A 23,188-nucleotide genomic window follows, 5' to 3' on the forward strand; every position below is an offset into this window, starting at 1 on the left:
TATTTAATGGTCTTAAAATATAAAACAATTGGTTACTATCTATGGCAAACTCCTGAATTATGTGTGTGAACCAGGAGTTTCTCAGGAATTTCCTCACAATGTGGCACTATCACTGTCACCTTTTTCTCCTTGGAAACCTCCAGGGATGCCCCAAAGTTTCGGTCAGTTTTTAGATAGGTAGCATTCCTCATTAATAATGAGGACACCGAGGGTAGAATCTTAACTCCGTGTTAATAGAATAAAAAACAATCATCAGAACTGAGTAGGGAAAGCGAATCATGATGTATGAAGTTTCACACACAATGTGAATCAAAAACGCTCGTAGATAATCCGATAGTGCTGCCTGATACGCTGAAAGAAATTGTTCGCAGGAAGATCTGATTATGCTGATTCGTCGACCACAGGCCCTTATATACATAAGCAGCGCCCGCGCCTGAAATGCAGGTCAGAAACAATGTGAACACTATCCGTGAGAAATTGTGACAAAATTCCCGATGATCGACAAGTGCAATGAAATAAAAAACATATGTTATATATCAATTTGATATTTATGAAAAATCAATATATTTATCTTGTGAGGGATTGCTTTTTTTTTGCTAAATGATATTAATTATCATTCTTATATAAAAACAATAATGGCAGTAAAAAATATCTGGCAAGGATGTGAGCTTAACGATCAAACATTTTAAGTTAGGCATTTATTAGGGAATAGGTATGAGAATTAACAAAATCCTCTGGTCGCTAACTGTGCTCCTGGTTGGGTTGAATAGCCAGGTATCAGTAGCCAAATCCTCCGACGATGATAATGACGAGACTCTGGTGGTGGAAGCCACCGCTGAGCAGGTATTAAAACAGCAGCCGGGCGTGTCGGTTATTACCAGCGAGGATATTAAAAAGACCCCTCCGGTAAACGACCTTTCAGATATTATTCGTAAAATGCCTGGCGTCAATCTTACCGGCAATAGCGCCTCGGGCACACGCGGTAACAACCGCCAGATCGATATTCGTGGTATGGGGCCGGAAAACACCTTAATTTTAATTGATGGTGTACCGGTGACGTCACGTAACTCCGTGCGTTATAGCTGGCGTGGAGAGCGTGATACCCGCGGTGACACCAACTGGGTGCCACCGGAACAGGTTGAGCGTATTGAAGTGATCCGCGGCCCTGCGGCGGCGCGCTACGGTTCGGGGGCAGCCGGGGGGGTGGTGAACATCATTACCAAACGTCCCACCAACGACTGGCACGGTTCGCTGTCGTTATACACCAATCAGCCGGAAAGTAGCGATGAGGGCGCTACGCGTCGCGCCAATTTCAGCCTTAGTGGGCCTCTGGCTGGTAATGCTCTTACCACGCGTTTGTATGGTAACCTGAATAAAACGGATGCTGACAGTTGGGATATTAATTCTCCGGTCGGTACGAAAAACGCAGCCGGGCATGAAGGGGTACGTAACAAAGATATTAACGGCGTTGTCTCGTGGAAATTAAATCCGCAGCAGATTCTCGATTTCGAAGCCGGATATAGCCGCCAGGGGAATATCTATGCGGGCGATACGCAAAACAGTTCTTCCAGTGCAGTTACCGAAAGCCTGGCAAAATCCGGCAAAGAGACGAACCGCCTGTACCGACAGAATTATGGCATTACGCATAATGGTATCTGGGACTGGGGACAAAGTCGCTTTGGTGTTTATTACGAGAAAACCAATAATACCCGCATGAATGAAGGATTATCCGGCGGTGGTGAAGGGCGTATTTTAGCGGGTGAAAAGTTTACGACCAATCGCCTGAGTTCCTGGCGAACCAGCGGCGAGCTTAATATTCCTTTGAATGTGATGGTTGATCAAACGCTGACCGTTGGTGCAGAGTGGAACCGCGATAAGCTCGATGATCCTTCCTCTACCAGCCTGACGGTGAATGACAGTGATATCAGCGGTATTTCTGGCTCTGCTGCGGATCGCAGCAGTAAAAATCATTCTCAAATCAGTGCGCTGTATATTGAAGATAACATTGAGCCGGTTCCTGGCACGAATATCATTCCCGGCCTGCGCTTTGATTATCTCAGCGACTCCGGCGGGAACTTCAGCCCCAGTCTGAATCTTTCGCAGGAATTGGGCGATTATTTCAAAGTCAAAGCAGGGGTTGCCCGAACCTTTAAAGCCCCAAACCTGTATCAATCCAGTGAAGGCTATCTGCTCTACTCGAAAGGCAATGGCTGTCCAAAAGATATTACATCAGGCGGGTGCTACCTGATCGGTAATAAAGATCTCGATCCGGAAATCAGCGTCAATAAAGAAATTGGGCTGGAGTTCACCTGGGAAGATTACCACGCAAGTGTGACCTACTTCCGCAATGATTACCAGAATAAGATCGTGGCCGGGGATAACGTTATCGGGCAAACCGCTTCAGGCGCATATATCCTCAAGTGGCAGAATGGCGGGAAAGCTCTGGTGGACGGTATCGAAGCCAGTATGTCTTTCCCACTGGTGAAAGATCGTCTGAACTGGAATACCAATGCCACATGGATGATCACTTCGGAGCAAAAAGACACCGGTAATCCTCTGTCGGTCATCCCGAAATATACTATCAATAACTCGCTTAACTGGACCATCACCCAGGCGTTTTCTGCCAGCGTCAACTGGACGTTATATGGCAGACAAAAACCGCGTACTCATGCGGAAACCCGCAGTGAAGATACTGGCGGTCTGTCAGGTAAAGAGCTGGGCGCTTATTCACTGGTGGGGACGAACTTCAATTACGATATTAATAAAAATCTGCGTCTTAATGTCGGCGTCAGTAATATCCTCAATAAACAGATCTTCCGATCTTCTGAAGGGGCGAATACCTATAACGAGCCAGGCCGGACTTACTATGCCGGAGTTACCGCATCATTCTGATCGTAGTGTTTCAGGCGTACTGCCCGCGTAAAAGCGGGCAGTGTTTAGTGGCTTAACTCATGACAACCTGCTGTGTAATTTGCGTTTTCACCACTGATATCTAACAGTGCCTGGCGAAAGGAGGCATTGAACATCGGCCCGTGTCCTAGGTTGGGGAAATCCCAAAATACGGCATTGACGCCTTTATCTTTCAGTATAGTGAGGGTGGTATGAATTTTCGACAGCACCCCGACAGCATGCGTTTCCCGGTTATCACCCTGTGTCGCCGAGCCTTCCATTATCGCCAGGTGTTTGGCGCAGAATTGCAGAGGCTCAACCGCCGTAACGCGGCTTAGCAAAGCATCATAACCTCTGCCCAACGACGGGCTGGCGCTGTAGTACGACCGGAAGTAAGAGGAGGACAGCCAGGAATCCAGCACGAAGAGGCCGCCGTAGGAGTGCCCCCATAAGCCGCGGCGTTGCCGATCGATATTCAGTCCCTGTTCCACTTTTGGGGCAATACGCGTTTCCAGTAACTGGCGGAAGTTGTTGCTGCCACCACTCTTACGGCTAAAATGCCCTGAGTGGAGATCTGTTTTTCTGCTTTCTGCTGCTGGCGTATAGTCGTAAGCCCTGCTGTTGAGATCGAAAGGGAGGTTGGTCTGATACCCGACAGCCACGATCACTGGCGGTGTTTTTTCTGACAATTGTTTGAGCAGTTCGTCATCCAGGCGATCCATAACTGCGTTACCGTCAAGCATATATAAAATCGGGTAACCCGATGCCGGTGCGGTTGTATTCGGCACGGCCGTCCATACCCGATAATGGCGTGTGCCATCGACAGAGTCGAAAGAGGTGACGCTGAAATGGTAAAACACGGAGCCTTTATCGGCTATATTCGGCCCCAGTGGCCGCATATCCGGCTTCGCATAAACTTGCGCACTACAGATAAGGGTGAGGCAAGAAAGATGAAAGAAAATCGCTTTATGCGGGCGTGTTGAGCGATACTCGCGGGCATACATCTGATGATTATTCCTTTTCCGCAGGTGACTATTTGATTTATTCAGGAAGTCTGTACCGTTTCCTGAAAGTGTTTGTGGGTCAACTCAACCCTGTAGTAAACCAATCCCGTCAATCAGTGCACCGCGCCACCATGCGTAATCGTGACCACCGGTGTAGATTGCGCAATGGCTTTCGACGCCAGCGGTAATCAGCCGCTGGTGAAGCTGCTGAACGTGAGGCACTGTCGAACCTTCCAGCGATCCCACGCACAGGCTGATACGTACGCCCTGCGGTGGGGCAGAAAGCAGATGCTCACTCACCCATGAGGTATCGGTTTCGCTGAACAAGCCTGGTCGACTGGTTCTTTCTGGCGTCCACCACATTGAAGGAGAGTGGCTGAGCACCAGACCGAACGTTTCCGGTGCGTAACGAGCCCCCATTAGCGCACTGATCCCGCCGAGGCTCTGCCCGGCCAGCACTGTGCGCGAACGGTCTGCCCACTGACGCTGCGGTTGTTCAGCGCGAATCATCGGCAGCAGATGTCCGGCGATATCCTTTATCAGTTTGCTGCGCCCGCCGAGTATCTCAGTGCGTTCATGTTCATTAATGTTGTCAATGCCCAGTACAGCCACGGGCACGATGCGCCTGTTATTTATGGCGGCGTCAATTGCCGCGCATACGCCAAGGTGATCAAACCAGGTTTCACCATCGGGCAGCACGACCAGCCCGAGGGGCTGAGAAATATCAACATCCGGAATATAGAGCCGAACCTGGCGAGATTTCCCGGCGATAATGCGCATGGAGGTAAGCAGTTGTCCGGTGTGGAAGCCGCCGTTCCATTCCGACAGGGCGGGAGCTTTATCAAGTGTCAGCACTGATTCCTTTGCGTTTCCCCGAACGTTGATCTCCGGCATTTTGTTTAGCGGATCGGCCTTTCCGGCAAGGGTGGCAAAACGGCCTCCGGACAGTGCAATCGTCTCAGCCGTAGTGCCGGGGGGGATTTCCAGCAGCGAATAGGAGCCGCAGTAACTTGCGGGTAAACGCAGTGTCAGTGTCCAGATATCCGTTTCGGGAAGGGCGCTCATCATTCCTTTTTCTACGTGCTCTTTATCCGTCACCCGGTTCAGACGCAGATAAACGCCCTGCAGAGGATGTCGGGCGCGCCACAGAAAGGTCACTTCTCGCTCATCTTCCGCTCCTTCGACTGGCGTCACAAGAGGAACATTCAGCGACTCAGCTTCGCGCCAGAAGTCAGTAAGGTTAGCAATGTGGCCCGCTGCCAGTTGGTTGCGCAGGCTGGCGATAGCAGAGGGATGTTGTTGCATGTTCAGCATTCATACTCTTTAAAAATTAAGGATGTCAGTATAAATAATTAAAGCGGCTATTCACGGTACCGCCGCTTCTGACTGTGTTTTTAATACATTACGTGTCCAGTAACTATCCCGGGGTTTCCTCCTTCATGTTGTGCTGGCGATGGAGCGCAGTACTGCTGACGCTGTCATGCCATAAGCGGGTATAGAGGCCGCCCGCAGATAACAGCTGTTCGTGGGTTCCGTATTCCGCAAGTAACCCCTTATCAATAACGGCAATCAGATCGCAGCGTTGCGCGGTGGTCAGACGATGTGCAACAATCAGCGCCGAGTGCTTCCCGGCATGCACGACATCTGTTAACGATGACATCAGTCGTTCTTCGGATGTGCGATCCAGACATGACGTGGCTTCGTCGAGCAGCAGGATGTGGGCATTCGCCAGTTGCGCGCGGGCCAGCGCAATCAACTGGCGCTGACCTGCGGGCAGATCGGCTCCGCCGTTATTCACCGGTGTCCGGAATCCCTGCGGCAGATTGCACACCATCTCATACAGCCCTGCCCGCTGTGAGGCAATTTCAACGTCTTCATTGGTGGCGGATGGCCGTGAATAACGAATGTTTTCTGCAATATCACTACTAAACAGTGCTACATCCTGATCGACAAGCCCAATCTGGCGACGATACTCAGTGAGCGAGGCATCATCGAGCATTTGCACACCGATTCTGATGTTGCCGTGCGTGGGGAAATACAACCCGGCAATCAGCTTAATCAGCGTCGACTTACCCGCACCGCTGCGACCGACGACCGCGACAACCATTCCCTCTGGGATCGTCAGGGTAAGTTTGTTCAGAGCTGGCTCGTGACTGTCGGGATAACTGAACGTGACCTCATCAAGATGCAGTGCACCGGTGACAGGGAGGACCGAAGAGGACCCGAGGTGCTCAGTGCCTTCTGTCGCCAGTAGTTCATCAATATGTTTGCCGCTGGCTGTCGCCTGCTGCCAGGCGTCGACAATCCCTGATAACTGCTGCACTGGCCCATAGAATTGCCCCAGCAACAGGAAGAAAGCCGCCAGTACCCCGGCAGTCATTTCTCCAGCGGCGACCTGCGAAGCTCCCACTAACAGAACAGCGGCATAGGAGGCCTCGGTGCAGAATGTCAGGAACGGAAAATAGACTGCAAGGTATTTTTGTGCTCGCACACGGGTTGCGCGGAAACGCTCCGATAACGCGCGCAGCCGGGCGCCCTCCAGTTCCTGCTGACCATGCGATTGCACGACACGCAGGCCAGAGACTTTTTCCTGCAGGGTGCTGTTGACTTTGCCTATTTCCAGCCGTGCCTGTGCATAAGCAGGGGTACTGAGGCGGCGATAAATCATGGTTGCCAGTGCGGCCACTGGCACTGCGCTTAATGCCGTCAGCGCCAGGAACGGGTCGAGCCAGAACATGGTGGCGGCGATTGCGAACATCGTCACCAGACTGGTGGCCGCACCGGCAAGGCCGTTTTGCAGAAAGCGGGCGAGAGAGTCCACATCAACGGTCATGCGGGTAAGACGCGAATCGGCATGCTTTTCATGCCAGGGGAGTCCAAGACGCAGCATATGGCCGAAGCTGCGCAAGCGCACCGAATGCTGAACTGATTCCGCCGCTCTGGCGGCGAAGACCGTCTGCAGAGAATAACTGCACCAGCCCACAATGACTAGGCACAGGGCGAGCAGGGCACAGAGGCCGATGATCGACATATCGCCTGTGGCGACACCGGAGTCAATGCCGTGCTGCAACAGTATCAGTACCCCTACGCCTGCCGCAGAATCGAGTGCGATCAGCAGAGCGGCGATGACGAACATCCACGCCACAGGCTTCAGTAGTGACGTGACTTTGCGACCTTTACCGGCCAGCGCCTGCTGTACTGCATTTTCCGGTACGCGGGTCATACGGGCGACAAAACCTTTATCCCCCGTATCCGTTACATCGTCTTGTGTCGCTGGTTCAGCCGGCCACAATTCGTTGTGGCTATTGTGGGACGTGGCCAGAAAATCGCTGTCGCCGGTCATCAGTGCGCGGAACGCCGGACAGCGCGCTTCAAGTTCTGCCGGGGTTCCGGTATCCACCATACGGCCCTTATCCAGCACCACAACCCGGCTGGCTAGCTGAAGTGTTGAACGCCGTCGGGCAATCACCAGCAGCATATGCCCTTCGTCAGCATAGCGACCCAGCGCGGTATTAATCTCCGCTTCCGTAACAGCATCAACCGCTGAGGTGGTATCATCCAGGATTAACACGTCCGGTGCAGTAATGAGCGCCCGCGCCAGCGCTATTCGCTGCCTCTGCCCGCCGGAAAGATTCGTACCCCGTTCGGTTAACAGGCTATCGAAGCCTTTCGGCAGGGCGTTGATAAAATCGCTGGCTCCTGCAGCAGCTGCCGCACGGCGAATGTCGTCCGCCGTTGCCTGAGGGTGGCCATAGGCGATATTTTCCGCCACCGTACCGGCAAACAGAAAAGCATCTTCAAATACGATGCCTACCCGGCGACGAAGCGCCTCCAGTCTGATATCGCGAAGATTTTGTCGGCCTTCGCTGGTGTTGAGCCATATCTTTCCGGAGCAGGGATCATAAAAACGCGCCAGCAGCATCAACAGGGTCGATTTTCCTGAACCCGATGCGCCCACCACCGCCACGGTTTCACCGGCGCGCAGGGAAAAGGAGATATTGCTGAGGATATGTCTGTCGCCATGGTGGTAGTCAAAGCTCATATTCTCCAGTTCCAGTCCGACAACCTGACTGTTAATCGACTCCGTCCCGTCCTCCATCTGTGAACGGGTGTCGATCAGTGCAAACACCCGCTCCACGGACGCCTGAGTGCGCTGTGCGATAACCAGAAACGATGCCAGTACGCGGGTTGGCCCGGTCAGCATCGCGAGGAAGCTGGCGAATGCAACGAAGGTACCGAGATCGATCCGCCCGTGCATGACCGACCACCCGCCGTAGCACAGCAGGACGATTTGCCCGAGCACCGGTAGCGCCAGCATGGTGGCCCCAGGCATCGCCTGCGAGATAACCGCACCGATGCGTACACGCACAATCTGCCGCGACTGCCTATCGAGCCAGTGCGTTTCACGCATCTCTGCCACACAGGATTTTACCACTGAGATCTGTGCCAGCACCTCGCGTATATGTTCGGTGAGATTCGCCAGTTGGTCCGAGGCCAGCCCGGTTTGCGCGAAGACCCTACGACGCGCACGAAGCGCGGTGATCGCCAGGCATACCAGTACGCACACGACGATAAGCGTCATGGCAGGGGACATCCACAGCATCACGGCAATGCCGGCAATGTAATAAGTGAACACTGCCAGCGGCACCGGGCACATCTGCAGCAGGGTATGCACCTGCTGCAGATCGCTGTTGGTCCGTGAAATCACCTGCCCGGTGCGCAGCGCATCCTGGCCTGCGCCGTCAAGTTTCTGAATACTGTCGAATACCCGTCCTCTGAGGGTATGCTGCACCCAGAGTGAGAGCATCCCGGCATAACCACGGCGCACATAGTTACCGATGAAATCAAAAAAAGCGATCAACAGTAACCCGCAGGCCAGCCACGGCAGGCGGGCCGGATTGCCCGCCAGTGCGTCATTCACAGCCTGTCTTGTCAGCAGTGGCGTCAGCGCAGCCAGCAAAATAGTCGATACTGACGCTACCACCACGATGACACTAAGTTTCTTACGTTCCCAGCACACGCGCGCTAGGCGAACTATCCATGACTGAGCCGGTGTGGGAGTGTGATTCGCAGGCATTAAGCCTCCTCCGTCTGTAAAATACGATCCACTGGCCGGATCGTTCCGCAAAAAAGCCAGCACGCTCCGGTCCCGCATTGTTATGGATGCATGACTCCTGGATGGGTGCTGGCATATGATTATCATGAAGGTGTAGTGGTTACCCTTTCTGTACCATTGTGATCAGGCTTTTCGCCACTTCACCTGGGCAGGGTTGCGCCGCCATTTCCGCTGCTACCTCTTCAGAGGCTTTGCGAAGTGAGCGATTGTTGAGGAAAGCATTGATCATGTTACTCGACAGGCCGACGTCGCCAGGGATAATCCCGCAGCCGCGTTCGGCAACAACGCGGGCATTTACCGGGCGATCGGCTCCCTGGCCGAAGACGATTTGTGGAATACCAGCGTGTAGCGCTGTCAGGGTATTGCCTGCTCCGCCATGATGAATGAAACCATCTGCGCCGTTGAGAAAGACACCCATGGGTATCCAGTCAACCAGGCGAACATTTGACGGCAGCGAGCGCAAATCGGACCGCGCATTGGCTGAAATATGCAGGATGATCTCGGCATCGACCTCACTGGCAGAATCCATAACCCAGGCGATTAGATCAAGGCCGTCAACCATCGGTTTGACAGTGCCGAGACTCACCAGCAGACGTTTACGCTCGGGCCTTCTCTCCCACCATGGTTCCCACACCGCGCCACCGTTATACGGGACGTACTGCATCGGAATAATGGGTTCACCGTCGTTTTCCAGAATGCTCATACTCGGCGGTGTTACGTCGATCCAGGCCATATCACGTGGTGTGGCCCCCACATTGTGGCGACGATAGGCGTCCGTGAGCGAACGCGTTACACCCTTGATATGCCAGGGGGTATGGCCGAAGCCTACGGTTTGCATCACGACCGGTATATCATATTTGGCGGCAATCAGCGGCCCGATGACTCCGAGCGGAGGGTAGATGATGAGGTCAGGCCGCCAGTGTCCGGCAAACTCCACCAGATGGTCGGCCATTTCTTCGCTGAAGAATGAGAAGTTGCCCATTTGGGTTCCGATATTACTTTTTTTCCGCTGTGCCTCATGGTGGCGGTAACCAGCTTCGGAATCCAGACCGGGTGCGGCGTCAAACACCACCAACCCGGCCTCTGCCGCTTTTTGTGCGAATTGTCCTCCACTGGCGATCAGCACTTCATGACCGTTAACGCGAAATGCCTGCGCCAGAGACAGCACAGGATACAACAGCCCATAGAGAGGCGGGCCTACAAACAAAATACGCATGAGAAAATCCCTCTCCGCTTGACGATCTAAATCAGGCAGTCGACGCACTCATATGCCAGCAGCAGGACACGACTTTTCGTTAAACCTGCTTTACCAGATGCTGCGCCATTTGTGCTTCACCAGCGTTATGGACAGCTCAGTCAGAGACTTTTCCGTGACATACACAGGTGAACAGGGAACTCCGTATCCCCACTTCCATTAACGCTTACGCGCCATTGTCCTGTTGAACAGCCCAAATGGCGTCGGACAGCTACGCCGGGATGTTCTGACGCATTTGTGCAGTGTTAGACCGAACAACGAATCTGGAAAGAACCGTGATTTCTTAGACACACGATGCATCATCCTGATAGTCTCGCCTTCGCTGGTCTGTAAGTAAAAACGCCGTTGTACAGGCGATGTTTGTTCCCTTTCAGCCTTACCAGAAACAACACAGACACAAATGCTAATGATAATAATTACCAATATCATTTAACTATTGCAACGGTAATTAAAACTTAATAAAAAGGGAAGCTCCCAGAGGGCTATCTGGGGATATTTAAATTGAAACCTACGCTGCTACAGACCGTGGAGAATATCTTGCAAACGCTGAGCATGCTGTTCCAACTCACCGGAAGGCTGATAGACGTTAAGGCATTGGTGAGCGGTTCTGCCGTCGCCAAAAATGTATAGAGAACTCCGACCAGCAGCGTTTCATCCTCTGTCTATAGCGCAAGCGTGTCGAGAACTACTGCTGATATTACGCTGTTGGCGAATAATCCGATTTTTGCTCCTGACCAGGTGAGTTTTTTCGGCTTTTCGCTGCCAGTATCAGGCTTTCACGTCATCATTTTGGATACGTTATTTCACTAAATGGTCATTGTTAGGGAAAAGAGAATGTGTGACTAGGTCGTTTAGCGTTGCTTTCCATCACACTCTAGCCAATTCACAACTATGGGCGGTTCTCGACGATTCCAGGTCAGGTTGACGGGACGCTAGTGGTTTCAAAGCTTGGTCAACAGATAACGATTGAAAAAGTCATGATCTTACTGAAGTTGTGCGGATAGTGAGTAATGCCGCGAGACGAACTGGCCGGGAGATTGATGGAACTTTAAAAATTATCTCTTAACGCATTTACGAATGCAAAAAGTCTATTTTTTGGTTAGCGGAGAATTTGTTAAAAGAATCCAGCATAGTGAATCCCCCTGCGCGGCTGTCTCTTGATCAGATCTCCTGATAAAGAGACTTCATCACCAGCCTCAACCATATCCTGAAGTCTGAACCAGCCATCCCACATATCTACCCAACCGGGGCGGCCTGTGCGTTTGCTGTGTATGGGTCCACCACATATTGCAATTTTTGTTCTCTTTTAAAATATATTCCACGGGCGTCGTGGTAATGACTCCAACTTATTGATAGTGTTTTATGTTCAGATAATGCCCGATGACTTTGTCATGCAGCTCCACCGATTTTGAAAACGACAGCGACTTCCGTCCCAGCCGTGCCAGGTGCTGCCTCAGATTCAGGTTATGCCGCTCAATTCGCTGCGTATATCGCTTGCTGATTACGTGCAGCTTTCCCTTCAGGCGGGATTCATACAGCGGCCAGCCATCCGTCATCCATATCACCACGTCAAAGGGTGACAGCAGGCTCATAAGACGCCCCAGCGTCGCCATAGTGCGTTCACCGAATACGTGCGCAACAACCGTCTTCCGGAGCCTGTCATACGCGTAAAACAGCCAGCGCTGGCGCGATTTAGCCCCGACGTATCCCCACTGTTCGTCCATTTCCGCGCAGACGATGACGTCACTGCCCGGCTGTATGCGCGAGGTTACCGACTGCGGCCTGAGTTTTTTAAGTGACGTAAAATCGTGTTGAGGCCAACGCCCATAATGCGGGCGGTTGCCCGGCATCCAACGCCATTCATGGCCATATCAATGATTTTCTGGTGCGTACCGGGTTGAGAAGCGGTGTAAGTGAACTGCAGTTGCCATGTTTTACGGCAGTGAGAGCAGAGATAGCGCTGATGTCCGGCGGTGCTTTTGCCGTTACGCACCACTCCGTCAGTAGCTGAACAGGAGGGACAGCTGATAGAAACAGAAGCCACTGGAGCACCTCAAAAACACCATCATACACTAAATCAGTAAGTTGGCAGCATCACCCTCCGCCTTCGCAAAATAAGCGGAAGCCTGGCGAAGGATATCGTTACTGCGGCGCAGTTCACGATTTTCACGTTCCAGCTCTTTCAGACGCTGACGTTCAGCGGTGGTGAGCCCGCCATCACCGCCTCCGGTATCCCGCTCATGCTGGCGTACCCAGACACGCAGAGTCTCCGGTGTACAGCCAATCTTTGGGGCAATGGAACAAATTGCCGCCCACTGTGAGTCATATTCGCCCTGACTTTCCAGAACCATACGAATCGCCCTCTGACGGACTTCGGGGGAAAAACGAGTATTTTTAGTCATCCTGTTTACCTCTTTCTCAGGGAGTTTAGTCTCCAGGATTCCCGGGGCGGTTCAAGGATTGCGGAAAACCATGTCTATCCAGCTATGATTCGCATAGATTATGGCCAGGATTTTTTTTATCCAACACGGACGTAATGCGCAGAAAAACATGTAGTAAAACTGGAGATTACCCAATCAGGTAAGTTGGCGCAGAACGCTTTTATCGAGAGTTTTAACCGGACATACCGAACAAAAATACTCGGTTTTTGTCTGTTCAGAACGCTGGATGAAAAGCGGGAACTGGCGGCAAACTGGTTGTCAGAATATAACAGTGAACGCCATATCAACTACTTAACCATATGACACTGGAAGAACATCACTAACGCCATTATTTGGTCACGATCTCAAAAGGTGCATGGAACTAAAACGAGTCTGTTTACAACGCAAGATGGGTTATGTTATAAAGTAACATAAATGAGTTGGTAAGCATAAAGTAAAGAGGATAACTTATAGTGCTCCCCTTATTTAAAGCATTTTGTTTTTTTTGTATTCTATTGTTAGGCTCAGTATTAATTCGGGGTAATAATAATCTTATTTCACCAGTGGTTAGACAAGAATTTTTTTTATCGAAAAAAACAACCCCATCCTTTTATCAGAAAATTGATGCGTGCTTTAGCAACGTTAATCTTGACTTTACATACAAGTCTGTTGATTACTCAGCATCTACCATTTTGCAATACATTAGAAGATTAATAAGAAAGCTTTACATTAAATAAAAGAGATGCAATTATCAATAAAATAAGAATATCTCGTTAAGAAATATAGCAATATATATGATATTTCAGGAAATAAGTAATCATACATCTATTGATTTATAAAGTATTATTGGAAGGAAGTGTTACATGAACGATTTACGCACTCCCCTCCATTACACTAATAAACACCACCGACTTGGTATTTATAAATTTTCTAATAAAAGCATCATTTTCACTGAAACAAAATAAATATCAATCACTAAGATAATTAACTTATCTGAACAAGTAATCACACTCATATGTTATTAGTTTTCTTATTAATCAGAAAGGAGGGATTTATAAACCAGCAACTTTTTTTGTAGGTGGAGCCACGGTTGATTTCTGATATCAACCACCTGAGTTTATTTTCGTCGAATGGTAATGTCTTGTCGCACAAACGCTATCTGAATAATTAACTGTAATGGCGTTATTGGTATATTTGCCGACATTAACGCTAATAAAGACCCTGATTGCTTCATAATCGCAGGATTTGGCCATTTTGTCTCCCTTTAGATAAGAGTTAACAAAATAACCCCAGGAAGAAGGTACCGGTTTCCACGTTACAGACGTTCCCGGCATAAAGTGTCCGACTAGGGCCTTATTCGCAGTTACCAGCGCCCTGTATGCCCTGATATTTTCTGGAACATGGATGACCGGGGCAGTAATCATACCGGGTTTGACTGACTCCCCTGATATTCTGACATAAAAGGGAATAAATAAAGCGACATGTGGCCACATTGTAAACAAACGTTAAACAAAACAGCATTTTTCAGTTGACTACTACGAGTAAATAAAAAAATATTTATCAAAAACAAACGAGTGGAATGGAGTTAACTTGTCTATGTACTTAAAGATTCTTGCTACTGCACTCTCAGCTCCTGTAGCGTTTGCTGCACTGGCTTCTGATACTGGGCTTTCTTTTACACCGGAGAAAATCAGTACGGAGATTGATTTTGGCACTTTAAGTGGCAAGGCCAAAGAACGGGTTTATCTGCCTGAAGAAAAAGGGCGCAAAGCCAGCCAGCTGGACTGGAAATACAGTAATGCGCCAATTGTCAAGGGGGCATTTAACTGGGATCTGTTACCCAGAGTATCTGTCGGTGCCTCAGGGTGGACAACATTAGCTGGTCGTGGAGGCAATATGGTGGACAGGGACTGGCTGGATACGAGCAATCCCGGAACCTGGACTGATGAGAGTAAACATCCGAATACCCGTCTAAATTTTGCTAATGAATTCGACCTGAATATTAAGGGATGGCTCCTGAATCAACCAGACTATCAGTTAGGTCTTATGGCTGGTTACCAGGAAAATCGTTATAGCTTTACAGCAAAAGGAGGCTCTTATATCTATAGTAGTGAGGGAGGCTTCCGGGATGAAACGGGATCATTTCCAGATGGTGAAAGAGCTATAGGCTACAAACAACACTTTAAAATGCCCTATATAGGGTTAACCGGTAATTATCGGTATGATAGCTTTGAGTTCGGGGGGAGTTTCAAATATAGCGGATGGGTGAAGGCATCGGATAATGATGAGCATTACAACCCTGAGAAAAGGATCACCTATCGTAGCGATGTAAATAATCAGAACTATTACTCTGTCTCACTACATGCTGGTTATTATATTACACCTGCAGCTAAAGTTTATGTCGAAGGAACATGGAACCGTATTACTAATAAGAAAGGTGATACTTCTCTGTACTCCAGAAATTTGAATATATCTGATCACACCAAAAATGGTGCAGGCATTGAAAGCTATAACTTTATGACCACAGCTGGTCTGAAGTATTATTTTTAACCTGAAGCATGCCTGTTTTTAACTTTTTCATGACACTTTAAATATGATAAACAAAAGGCCAGCACTTCTGATGGTGGTCTTTTGATTTTTTATAATATGTGGAGGGTATATGTGCTCAACGATAAAAGTGTTTCTGTTAACTCTTGTATTTTTAAAGATGCTGCCCTGCCACTCTTCATGCATAACGACACAGTGTTATCGACATAAAAATAATTGATAAGCGATGTTAACAATATGAACTTTATTATAATTCTATTACTCGTCAATAATAAGAAGACCATCCAATAAAAACACACGCAATAACCTGAAGGATTCTGCCGTATAAAAATAAACATTGTTTTTACATTTAATCTCTCTTGATTTTGTTTAATCATTGTTTATGTAAGATAATTTATTTTTATAATGATCACATGAAAACAAAAGAGGTTAGATATGAAATTATTATTACTTACAGGTGCAACAGGATTTCTTGGTGGCGCGGTCCTGGATAAGCTGCTGGATAACTGTAATAATATAAATTTGCTACTTTTAGTACGAGCACCTACTCCACAAGCGGGACTGGAAAGAATTAAAGAAAATATGCGTAAATTTAATGTTTGTGAGGAAAGGTTGCATGCATTAACTAATGATAACATCTTGCCTGGGGATCTAAATAATCCGGAAGCCTTTCTCATGGATCCTCGTCTTGATGAAGTCACTCATGTTATAAACTGTGCGGCTATAGCTTCTTTTGGTAATAATCCTTTTATATGGAATGTGAATGTTACAGGTACACTTGCTTTTGCAAGAAGAATGGCAAAAGTGGCAGGACTGAAACGCTTCCTTCATGTTGGTACTGCTATGTCTTGTACACCTCATACGGGGTCGCTAGTTAAGGAAGAGTCTGCTTCATCAGAAACAGGTGAACATTTAGTGGAGTATACGCATTCAAAAGCAACAATAGAATATCTGATGCGTAAGCAGTGTCCTGATTTACCTTTGTTGGTTGCCCGACCATCAATTATTGTTGGCCACAGTCGTTTAGGGTGCTTACCTTCAACCAGTATTTTCTGGGTATTCAGAATGGGGTTAATGTTGCAAAAATTTATGTGCTCTCTGGATGATAAAATAGATGTTATCCCTGTAGATTATTGTGCTGATGCATTGCTAATGTTGCTTGAAAGCTCGTTAATTAATGGTGAGATTGTTCATATATCAGCAGGTAAAGAAAGTAGTGTGACGTTCTCTGCTATTGACGAAGCTGTAGCCCGTGCTTTGAACTGTGATCCTGTTGGAGACAGATATACTAAAGTCAGTTATGACATACTGGCAATGAGCCGTCATGATTTTAAAAATATTTTTGGTCCCTGTAACGAACGCCTTATGTTAAAAGCCATTCGTTTATATGGAGCGTTCAGTATGCTCAATGTTTGTTTCAGTAACGACAAGCTACTGAGTATCGGAATGCCTAAACCGCCAAAGTTTACTGATTATATTAAATACTGTATAGAAACGACAAAACACCTTTCAATTCAACAACAAATGGAAGTTGATTTTAAATAATATTTATCATAATCAGAATTATTGTTGGTGTTGCACTCATAATATATAAAAACGCCGAGGATATGACTTTGTCAATTAAAAATATAAAGCGCATTATTACGGCCTGGAAACCATCTACATTCGAAACGTACAAAAAAACTTTTGAAAAATACGGTGGTAGTGTAAACATGCATCCGGATGTTGTTTCATACTTTATGATACATCATGACTGGAAGTTTGATTTTTTTCACTATGAAAAAGATGGTGATATCAAAGGCTCATATTTTCTGTGCAATGGAAAACAAATTGGGATAATGGCAAGAAGGTCTTATCCTCTTTCATCTGATGAGGTATTAATTCCTTTTTCCCCACATGCAAGATGTTTTTTTCCGGATAAAACTAATAAATTATCAATTATAAATAAACAAAATATTATCAATGCAACATGGAAAATAGCCAGAAAAAAACAAAATTGTATTATAAAGGAATCTTTTTCACCTAAATTTGAAAAAACTCGCCGAAATGAAATCCAGAGATTTATCAGGAATGGCGGAGAGATTAAGTGTATAAGCCAGTTATCCGATAAAGAAATATCCAGCTCTTATATATCACTTTTTCATTCCCGGTTTGGAGGTACCCTACCTTGCTACGAATATGATAATCTGTTAATGTTTATTTCTCACTTACGAGAACTTATGTTTGGCCATGTGCTATTCTGGGATAATAAACCGTGTGCTATTGATATAGTACTGAAATCTGAAAGCTCATGTAATGTTTATTATGACGTTCCAAATGGTGCAGTTCTGAATGATGAGAATTGCATGAAACTAAGTCCGGGAAGTGTCCTTATGTGGCTGAATATAGATAAAGCGCGAAGGTATTGTCAGGATAATAATAAAAAGATGATATATTCTATCGGTGCATTCAGACCTGAATGGAAATATAAACTACTATGGTCTGTTCCCTGTAAGGTTGGTAAATGCTTATGTTAGAATATGTATAAAGGTAAGTAACTATATAAGAGCGTCCAGTCTGCAAATACTCCTCTAAACATGGAGGAGTAGATTTATAATATCATAACATTTACTAAATCGTTTTACATTAATTTCAAATTTGAAATTAATGTATTTTGATAACTATATATTTTTGATTCCGAAAACAGACATTTCTTTCTTTGAGTCAGGGCTTACACTCAAAATATTAATATTGTTTGTGTGAAGACATATTATTCAATAACGATGGTGAGAAATATCTGTACTTTTTCGCATAATCTAACCATTTACTTAATTGTTCATTCTGTGAACAGAATCTGTTTGTTATGTATCAGGTTGATGATGTGATTAAGCAGTCTGAAACCAGAGGAATATGGAGTCAGAAATTTTCAGTTGTCTTTTAAGGGCGTCTGCAGGATTTTTTCTCCGTTTCTGCCTGTCCTGGCATTACCCCAATTCTCCCAAAAACGGTAAACCAGCCCTCAGCCCGCGCCACGACTGGCTTAATACGGGATCCCTGCTGCAAAACATACCTTTACGTATTTGGTTTTACCCGCAATAATGCGTGATAAGCAAACAAAAGGATCCGCGCGCTGCGATTTATTGTCGTGGAAGGATCCGGGCGTTCAGGTCAGAATACCTGTATCCATAAACAGTGCGTGTGCTACGTGAAAAATAACTCATGAACAATGTCATTCCCCTGCAGAATTCACCAGAACGCGTCTCCCTGTTACCCATTGCGCCGGGGGTGGATTTTGCAACAGCGCTCTCCCTGAGAAGAATGGCCACTTCCACGGGGGCCACACCGGCCTACCTGCTGGCCCCGGAAGTGAGTGCCCTTCTCTTCTATATGCCGGATCAGCGTCACCATATGCTGTTCGCCACCCTCTGGAATACCGGAATGCGTATTGGCGAAGCCCGGATGCTGACGCCGGAATCATTTGACCTGAATGGAGTAAGACCGTTTGTGCGGATCCTGTCCGAAAAAGTGCGTGCGCGACGCGGACGCCCGCCAAAAGATGAAGTGCGACTGGTGCCGCTGACAGATATAAGCTATGTCAGGCAGATGGAAAGCTGGATGATCACCACCCGGCCCCGTCGTCGTGAACCATTATGGGCCGTGACCGACGAAACCATGCGCAACTGGCTGAAGCAGGCTGTCAGACGGGCCGAAGCTGACGGGGTACACTTTTCGATTCCGGTCACACCACACACCTTCCGGCACAGCTATATCATGCACATGCTCTATCACCGCCAGCCCCGGAAAGTCATCCAGGCACTGGCTGGTCACAGGGATCCACGTTCGATGGAGGTTTATACCAGAGTGTTTGCACTGGATATGGCTGCCACGCTGGCAGTGCCTTTCACAGGTGACGGGCGGGATGCTGCGGAGATCCTGCGTACACTGCCTCCCCTGAGGTGACGGCATACGCGCTTCCTTATATAAGCTGTGGTCAGCAGAACAGACATAACATAAGCTGGAGCATGTATATAAGCTGTAGTGAGTAAGTCATGTTTTATGAAGGGAGCAATGCCTCAGCATCAGGTTACGGGATCACTTACGTAAGGGACAGGCAGATGGCAGCTCAGCTACAGACAGCACTGCAGGAAACAGAATATAAACTGCAGTGAGCAGACCACTCACTGCACCGGTTAATATAAGCTGTAGTCAGTAAAGGAGCGCTCTTCACTGACTACAGTTTATGTTCAGCGGGATTTGAAGAGTTTTTCCAGGTCATCCAGCGTGATGCCCAGTTTCTCAAGCAGGGCAAGCTTCTCCGCCATCTCCGGACTGACTTTTTCCGCAGGTGAAGGTTGCAACGGATTTTCCTTACTCTCGTCATTCGGCGCTTTTAACCGGGGACGCCGGTAGTGAATACAGAAGAATTTTGTCCGCCCCCGCTGGATCTCCGTGTAATCAAGATATCCAATCTCGCGCAACTGCTCCATTGCCCGTCTGACCGTCTGGTTCTGGGAAAATACAGGAGACTTCAGATTGAGGCGTGCACGCAGCCGCGCCAGCGATATCGGTGCCGGATCCCGGGGCAGGCTCTCTATAAAGGTGTAGAGTGCCTGGGCGGACTCCCGTCGCTTCAGGGCATTAATCGCCTTAAGCTGGAGAAGGACTTTTCTGTCAAACTGGTACAGTTCAAACAGGCGGGGATCGGCCTGTAACTGCACAATATCCCGCTCAGTATCGTAGTAAGCTGACTGTACCAGATGGGTGATATATTCCCGGGTGTGCTTCTCATCGGTACGGGAAAACGAAATCACGGTACCGGCAATGCGCTTCAGGGAAGGGCTGATGCGCTCACGCAGCCTGCGGGATGACTGGCTTGAAGGTATACCACACAGTTTTGCAAACTCAACAAAAGGCAGTTCAACTTTGTCACCAATCACGTTATGGCGGGCAAAGGAATGAATGATCCCCACCCAGGTCTTGAAATCATTATCCATATCCAGGCGGGGGCCGGTGATCTCAACCTTATCGAATCCCTCAGCACGGGCCAGGGAAAGACGTGTCAGCTCTTCCGTGGCATCAGTACGTGACAGTGTATTTTTTTTACTGTTCTTCAGTGATTTAAGGGTCGGTACAAAAACGCCCAGACGCATCAGCGCCACAGGTTGTACGGTGTTGTTATTGTTTGGTGTCAGTGTCACCAGCTCACCGGAGGACTTATCCACCTCGCCGAACAGTTTTTTGATGTCTGAATTTTCGTTTTCCAGAAAGCCTCCAGCCTGTGGACAGTAAAAGAATAAACAGAAAATCGTGTGTCAGAACTCCGCTAACTGACTGAAGAAAAACCTGCAGTCTGTATTTAACAACAGAGTCTGGCGTACTGACCATAGTTTATGTCATTAGCTTACTTCAGTATATGCATTACTGAATACAGCTTATCATTAGCATATTACAGTTTATCAGTAACATGCCACAGCTTATGTGATCGTGGTCCCGGCCCATGAGTAACAAGGTTTGTAGCGATATGGGGATCTTTAATGGATCCTTTATTGATCATTCATGGATCTATTTACTGGATCGGGCCTCTGGATATGTGGATAAATCATTCCGGAAAAACAGCATACACTACCGATTATGAAGGCTTCAGGGCGTACCTGCTCACTGTAACTACAGATATATTGCGCTTCCTCGCCGGTTCGCGGGCTTCGCCCGGTCACCGGTCTGCGGCGAGCACTGTTTTTTCTGAAGTCTGTCTTTACAGGTAATTTTTGACGGAATCTGCCGTACTTCCTGAGCGTACGGTCATATCCGAAGTACACTTCATATGTGTGTTTCAATGCCAGGGATTGTGTATACAAACTACAGGTGTCAGCGCCAGTGATATAAGACGGTAATTCACCATTTGGATTGTCCGCTCCACCCAACATGTTGTTTCCTTAAGGTTCTCACACCAGAAAGGACATCAACATGCTGAGCAGAGAGGACTTTTACATGATAAAGCAAATGCGCCAGCAGGGCGCGTACATTGTCGATATTGCGGCTCAGATTGGTTGCTCTGAACGGACGGTCAGACGCTACCTCAAATACCCTGAACCGCCAGCCAGAAAGACCCGCCACAAAATGGTTAAGCTGAAACCGTTTATGGATTACATCGACATGCGCCTGGCAGAGAATGTCTGGAATAGCGAGGTTATCTTCGCGGAGATTAAGGCAATGGGTTATACGGGCGGACGTTCCATGCTGCGTTACTACATCCAGCCCAAACGTAAAATGCGTCCGTCAAAAAGAACAAGGAGAGAGTTACCGGTTAAAAGAGAAACGTAAAGCTGGAGTGCTGACCAAAAACACAACGCCAATCAGTGATGATGAAATGGTGCAAAGCGGACAGCATCAGTAACGAAAGTATTTAGCGGGCATGAAAATGGCAAATAACGGTCAAACATCGTGGCGTTGACATAGTCGCAGTTTTGGTGAACGAATCACAGACAAAGATGCCATGCACCAGGCTGTTGTTCAGTATGCAGAGCGGGCCGCAGAGAAACTACGTGGGGAGAGTCAGTATTGCCGGCAGGTGACGACATTTGTACGGACATCCCCCTGAACCCTGTTACAGCAATGCCGCTGTGGAAAAGCTTTCATTGCCCACACAGGACAGCCGGGACATTATTGCCGCCGCATGCAGAGCCTTAAACCATGTCTGGCGTGAAGGGTACCGCTATATGAAGGCAGGAGTCATGCTGGCTGATTTCACACCATCGGGTATAGCGCAGCCGGGATTATTTGATGAAATCCAGCCCCGTAAAAACAGTGAAAAGTTAATGAAAACACTCGATGAACTGAACCAGTCGGGAAAAGGGAAAGTGTGGTTTGCGGGGCGAGGAACCGCCCCTGAATGGCAAATGAAACGGGAAATGTTGAGTCAGTGTTATACAACTAAATGGCGAGATATTCCCCTGGCCAGGCTGGGTTAGTTCAGTCATCTCCGAACATATTTTCAGCGTTTCTTCTGGTCTGGTCTTCACCGTCATTTCTCGACAGACTCTGCTCTGTAAGGGGAGTACTGCAATCCACAGACGTATGGAGACCAGATTGTTTTTCCAGTAATTCAATCAATTTCTTTTCAACCGAAAAAGCAGGTAATGACTCCAACTTATTGATAGTGTTTTATGTTCAGATAATGCCCGATGACTTTGTCATGCAGCTCCACCGATTTTGAGAACGACAGCGACTTCCGTCCCAGCCGTGCCAGGTGCTGCCTCAGATTCAGGTTATGCCGCTCAATTCGCTGCGTATATCGCTTGCTGATTACGTGCAGCTTTCCCTTCAGGCGGGATTCATACAGCGGCCAGCCATCCGTCATCCATATCACCACGTCAAAGGGTGACAGCAGGCTCATAAGACGCCCCAGCGTCGCCATAGTGCGTTCACCGAATACGTGCGCAACAACCGTCTTCCGGAGACTGTCATACGCGTAAAACAGCCAGCGCTGGCGCGATTTAGCCCCGACATAGCCCCACTGTTCGTCCATTTCCGCGCAGACGATGACGTCACTGCCCGGCTGTATGCGCGAGGTTACCGACTGCGGCCTGAGTTTTTTAAGTGACGTAAAATCGTGTTGAGGCCAACGCCCATAATGCGGGCAGTTACCCGGCATCCAACGCCATTCATGGCCATATCAATGATTTTCTGGTGCGTACCGGGTTGAGAAGCGGTGTAAGTGAACTGCAGTTGCCATGTTTTACGGCAGTGAGAGCAGAGATAGCGCTGATGTCCGGCGGTGCTTTTGCCGTTACGCACCACCCCGTCAGTAGCTGAACAGGAGGGACAGCTGATAGAAACAGAAGCCACTGGAGCACCTCAAAAACACCATCATACACTAAATCAGTAAGTTGGCAGCATCACCGATCCCTTCATTTAGTGACTGCCCCTGGGTTTTTCATGCTCTCCTGCGTCCTAGAGAACTTGCCAATAACCTACATTA

At 48.2% G+C, this 23,188-nt stretch carries 13 protein-coding genes and 5 pseudogenes; 10 read left to right on the top strand and 8 right to left on the bottom strand.

The window, feature by feature from the left end; translation table 11 throughout:
• Positions 1 to 714 precede the first annotated feature (714 nt).
• Positions 715 to 2,892, top strand: coding sequence for a siderophore salmochelin receptor IroN (iroN, locus tag AB4H76_RS00730; RefSeq protein ID WP_072657522.1), 2,178 nt, complete (start codon positions 715 to 717; stop codon positions 2,890 to 2,892).
• Positions 2,893 to 2,936: 44 nt separating this feature from the next.
• Here iroN and iroE read toward each other — a convergent pair whose 3' ends face one another.
• From iroE to AB4H76_RS00760, 6 genes and pseudogenes are all read right to left on the bottom strand, one after another.
• Positions 2,937 to 3,893 carry a catecholate siderophore esterase IroE gene (gene iroE / locus AB4H76_RS00735; protein ID WP_000271276.1) on the bottom strand — a complete coding sequence of 319 codons (957 nt, stop codon included), beginning with the start codon at positions 3,891 to 3,893 and terminating at the stop codon, positions 2,937 to 2,939.
• Positions 3,894 to 3,977: 84 nt separating this feature from the next.
• Positions 3,978 to 5,207: a catecholate siderophore esterase IroD gene (gene iroD / locus AB4H76_RS00740; protein ID WP_001552738.1), complete on the bottom strand. Its 1,230-nt coding sequence runs from the start codon at positions 5,205 to 5,207 to the stop codon at positions 3,978 to 3,980.
• Positions 5,208 to 5,310: 103 nt separating this feature from the next.
• Positions 5,311 to 8,970, bottom strand: a complete 3,660-nt coding sequence (gene iroC, locus AB4H76_RS00745; protein ID WP_001111199.1) for a salmochelin/enterobactin export ABC transporter IroC — start codon at positions 8,968 to 8,970, stop codon at positions 5,311 to 5,313.
• A gap of 139 nt (positions 8,971 to 9,109) precedes the next feature.
• Positions 9,110 to 10,225 (bottom strand): salmochelin biosynthesis C-glycosyltransferase IroB, encoded by a 1,116-nt coding sequence (gene iroB / locus AB4H76_RS00750; protein ID WP_001318220.1) that lies wholly within the window; start codon positions 10,223 to 10,225, stop codon positions 9,110 to 9,112.
• 1,385 nt (positions 10,226 to 11,610) lie between these two features.
• Positions 11,611 to 12,308 (bottom strand): IS1-like element IS1A family transposase gene (locus AB4H76_RS00755; RefSeq protein WP_103215986.1). Its coding sequence is split into 2 segments (ribosomal slippage): positions 11,611 to 12,059 and positions 12,059 to 12,308, totalling 699 coding nucleotides; the frame shifts between segments, so codons are not numbered across the junction.
• Between the two features lie 49 nt (positions 12,309 to 12,357).
• Positions 12,358 to 12,666 (bottom strand): annotated as a pseudogene (locus AB4H76_RS00760) (transposase); the annotation flags it as partial.
• A 138-nt stretch (positions 12,667 to 12,804) separates the two neighbouring features.
• On the opposite strand from AB4H76_RS00760, the pseudogene AB4H76_RS00765 reads away from it, so the two are divergent.
• The 6 genes and pseudogenes from AB4H76_RS00765 to AB4H76_RS00790 all read left to right on the top strand — a co-directional run.
• Positions 12,805 to 13,028: pseudogene (locus AB4H76_RS00765) on the top strand (integrase core domain-containing protein); the annotation flags it as partial.
• A 1,252-nt stretch (positions 13,029 to 14,280) separates the two neighbouring features.
• Positions 14,281 to 15,234 carry an omptin family outer membrane protease gene (locus AB4H76_RS00770; RefSeq protein ID WP_000280980.1) on the top strand — a complete coding sequence of 318 codons (954 nt, stop codon included), beginning with the start codon at positions 14,281 to 14,283 and terminating at the stop codon, positions 15,232 to 15,234.
• 432 nt (positions 15,235 to 15,666) lie between these two features.
• Complete coding sequence (locus AB4H76_RS00775) at positions 15,667 to 16,776, top strand: SDR family oxidoreductase (RefSeq protein ID WP_000771475.1); 1,110 nt, start codon at positions 15,667 to 15,669, stop codon at positions 16,774 to 16,776.
• Between the two features lie 68 nt (positions 16,777 to 16,844).
• Positions 16,845 to 17,747, top strand: coding sequence for an antimicrobial resistance protein Mig-14 (locus tag AB4H76_RS00780; protein ID WP_001312822.1), 903 nt, complete (start codon positions 16,845 to 16,847; stop codon positions 17,745 to 17,747).
• Positions 17,748 to 18,120: 373 nt separating this feature from the next.
• Positions 18,121 to 18,309 (top strand): serine/threonine protein kinase, encoded by a 189-nt coding sequence (locus AB4H76_RS00785; RefSeq protein ID WP_072652414.1) that lies wholly within the window; start codon positions 18,121 to 18,123, stop codon positions 18,307 to 18,309.
• A gap of 120 nt (positions 18,310 to 18,429) precedes the next feature.
• Entirely contained in the window at positions 18,430 to 19,170 is a 741-nt protein-coding gene (locus tag AB4H76_RS00790; RefSeq protein WP_001066953.1) for a tyrosine-type recombinase/integrase, read from the top strand.
• Between the two features lie 284 nt (positions 19,171 to 19,454).
• Here the strand turns inward: AB4H76_RS00790 and AB4H76_RS00795 are convergent, their stop codons facing one another.
• Positions 19,455 to 20,432 carry a RepB family plasmid replication initiator protein gene (locus AB4H76_RS00795; RefSeq protein WP_000361611.1) on the bottom strand — a complete coding sequence of 326 codons (978 nt, stop codon included), beginning with the start codon at positions 20,430 to 20,432 and terminating at the stop codon, positions 19,455 to 19,457.
• A gap of 742 nt (positions 20,433 to 21,174) precedes the next feature.
• On the opposite strand from AB4H76_RS00795, the pseudogene AB4H76_RS00800 reads away from it, so the two are divergent.
• From AB4H76_RS00800 to AB4H76_RS00810, 3 pseudogenes are all read left to right on the top strand, one after another.
• Positions 21,175 to 21,504, top strand: a pseudogene (locus tag AB4H76_RS00800) (IS21 family transposase); the annotation flags it as partial.
• Positions 21,497 to 21,604 (top strand): annotated as a pseudogene (locus tag AB4H76_RS00805) (AAA family ATPase); the annotation flags it as partial. The pseudogenes AB4H76_RS00800 and AB4H76_RS00805, both read left to right, overlap by 8 nt.
• Before the next feature lie 60 nt (positions 21,605 to 21,664).
• A pseudogene (locus AB4H76_RS00810) lies at positions 21,665 to 22,178 on the top strand (DUF4113 domain-containing protein); the annotation flags it as partial.
• A gap of 179 nt (positions 22,179 to 22,357) precedes the next feature.
• Here AB4H76_RS00810 and AB4H76_RS00815 read toward each other — a convergent pair.
• Positions 22,358 to 23,055, bottom strand: a protein-coding gene (locus tag AB4H76_RS00815) for an IS1-like element IS1A family transposase (RefSeq protein WP_223155668.1) whose coding sequence is annotated in 2 segments (ribosomal slippage) — positions 22,358 to 22,806 and positions 22,806 to 23,055 — 699 coding nt in all. Because the reading frame shifts where the segments join, the coding sequence is not laid out codon by codon here.
• Between the last annotated feature and the right edge of the window lie 133 nt (positions 23,056 to 23,188).

It is taken from the genome of Escherichia sp. UTM R2, from assembly GCF_048593455.1.
Lineage (GTDB): Bacteria > Pseudomonadota > Gammaproteobacteria > Enterobacterales > Enterobacteriaceae > Escherichia > Escherichia coli.

Excerpts from the sequence above, each read along its gene's own strand:
- iroC (WP_001111199.1), bottom strand. The coding sequence starts at position 8,970 with ATGCCTGCGAATCACACTCCCACACCGGCTCAGTCATGGATAGTTCGC.
- AB4H76_RS00790 (WP_001066953.1), top strand. The coding sequence starts at position 18,430 with ATGAACAATGTCATTCCCCTGCAGAATTCACCAGAACGCGTCTCCCTG.
- AB4H76_RS00775 (WP_000771475.1), top strand. The coding sequence starts at position 15,667 with ATGAAATTATTATTACTTACAGGTGCAACAGGATTTCTTGGTGGCGCG.
- iroD (WP_001552738.1), bottom strand. The coding sequence starts at position 5,207 with ATGCTGAACATGCAACAACATCCCTCTGCTATCGCCAGCCTGCGCAAC.
- iroN (WP_072657522.1), top strand. The coding sequence starts at position 715 with ATGAGAATTAACAAAATCCTCTGGTCGCTAACTGTGCTCCTGGTTGGG.
- AB4H76_RS00785 (WP_072652414.1), top strand. The coding sequence starts at position 18,121 with ATGGAGTCAGAAATTTTCAGTTGTCTTTTAAGGGCGTCTGCAGGATTT.
- iroE (WP_000271276.1), bottom strand. The coding sequence starts at position 3,893 with ATGTATGCCCGCGAGTATCGCTCAACACGCCCGCATAAAGCGATTTTC.
- iroB (WP_001318220.1), bottom strand. The coding sequence starts at position 10,225 with ATGCGTATTTTGTTTGTAGGCCCGCCTCTCTATGGGCTGTTGTATCCT.
- AB4H76_RS00770 (WP_000280980.1), top strand. The coding sequence starts at position 14,281 with ATGTACTTAAAGATTCTTGCTACTGCACTCTCAGCTCCTGTAGCGTTT.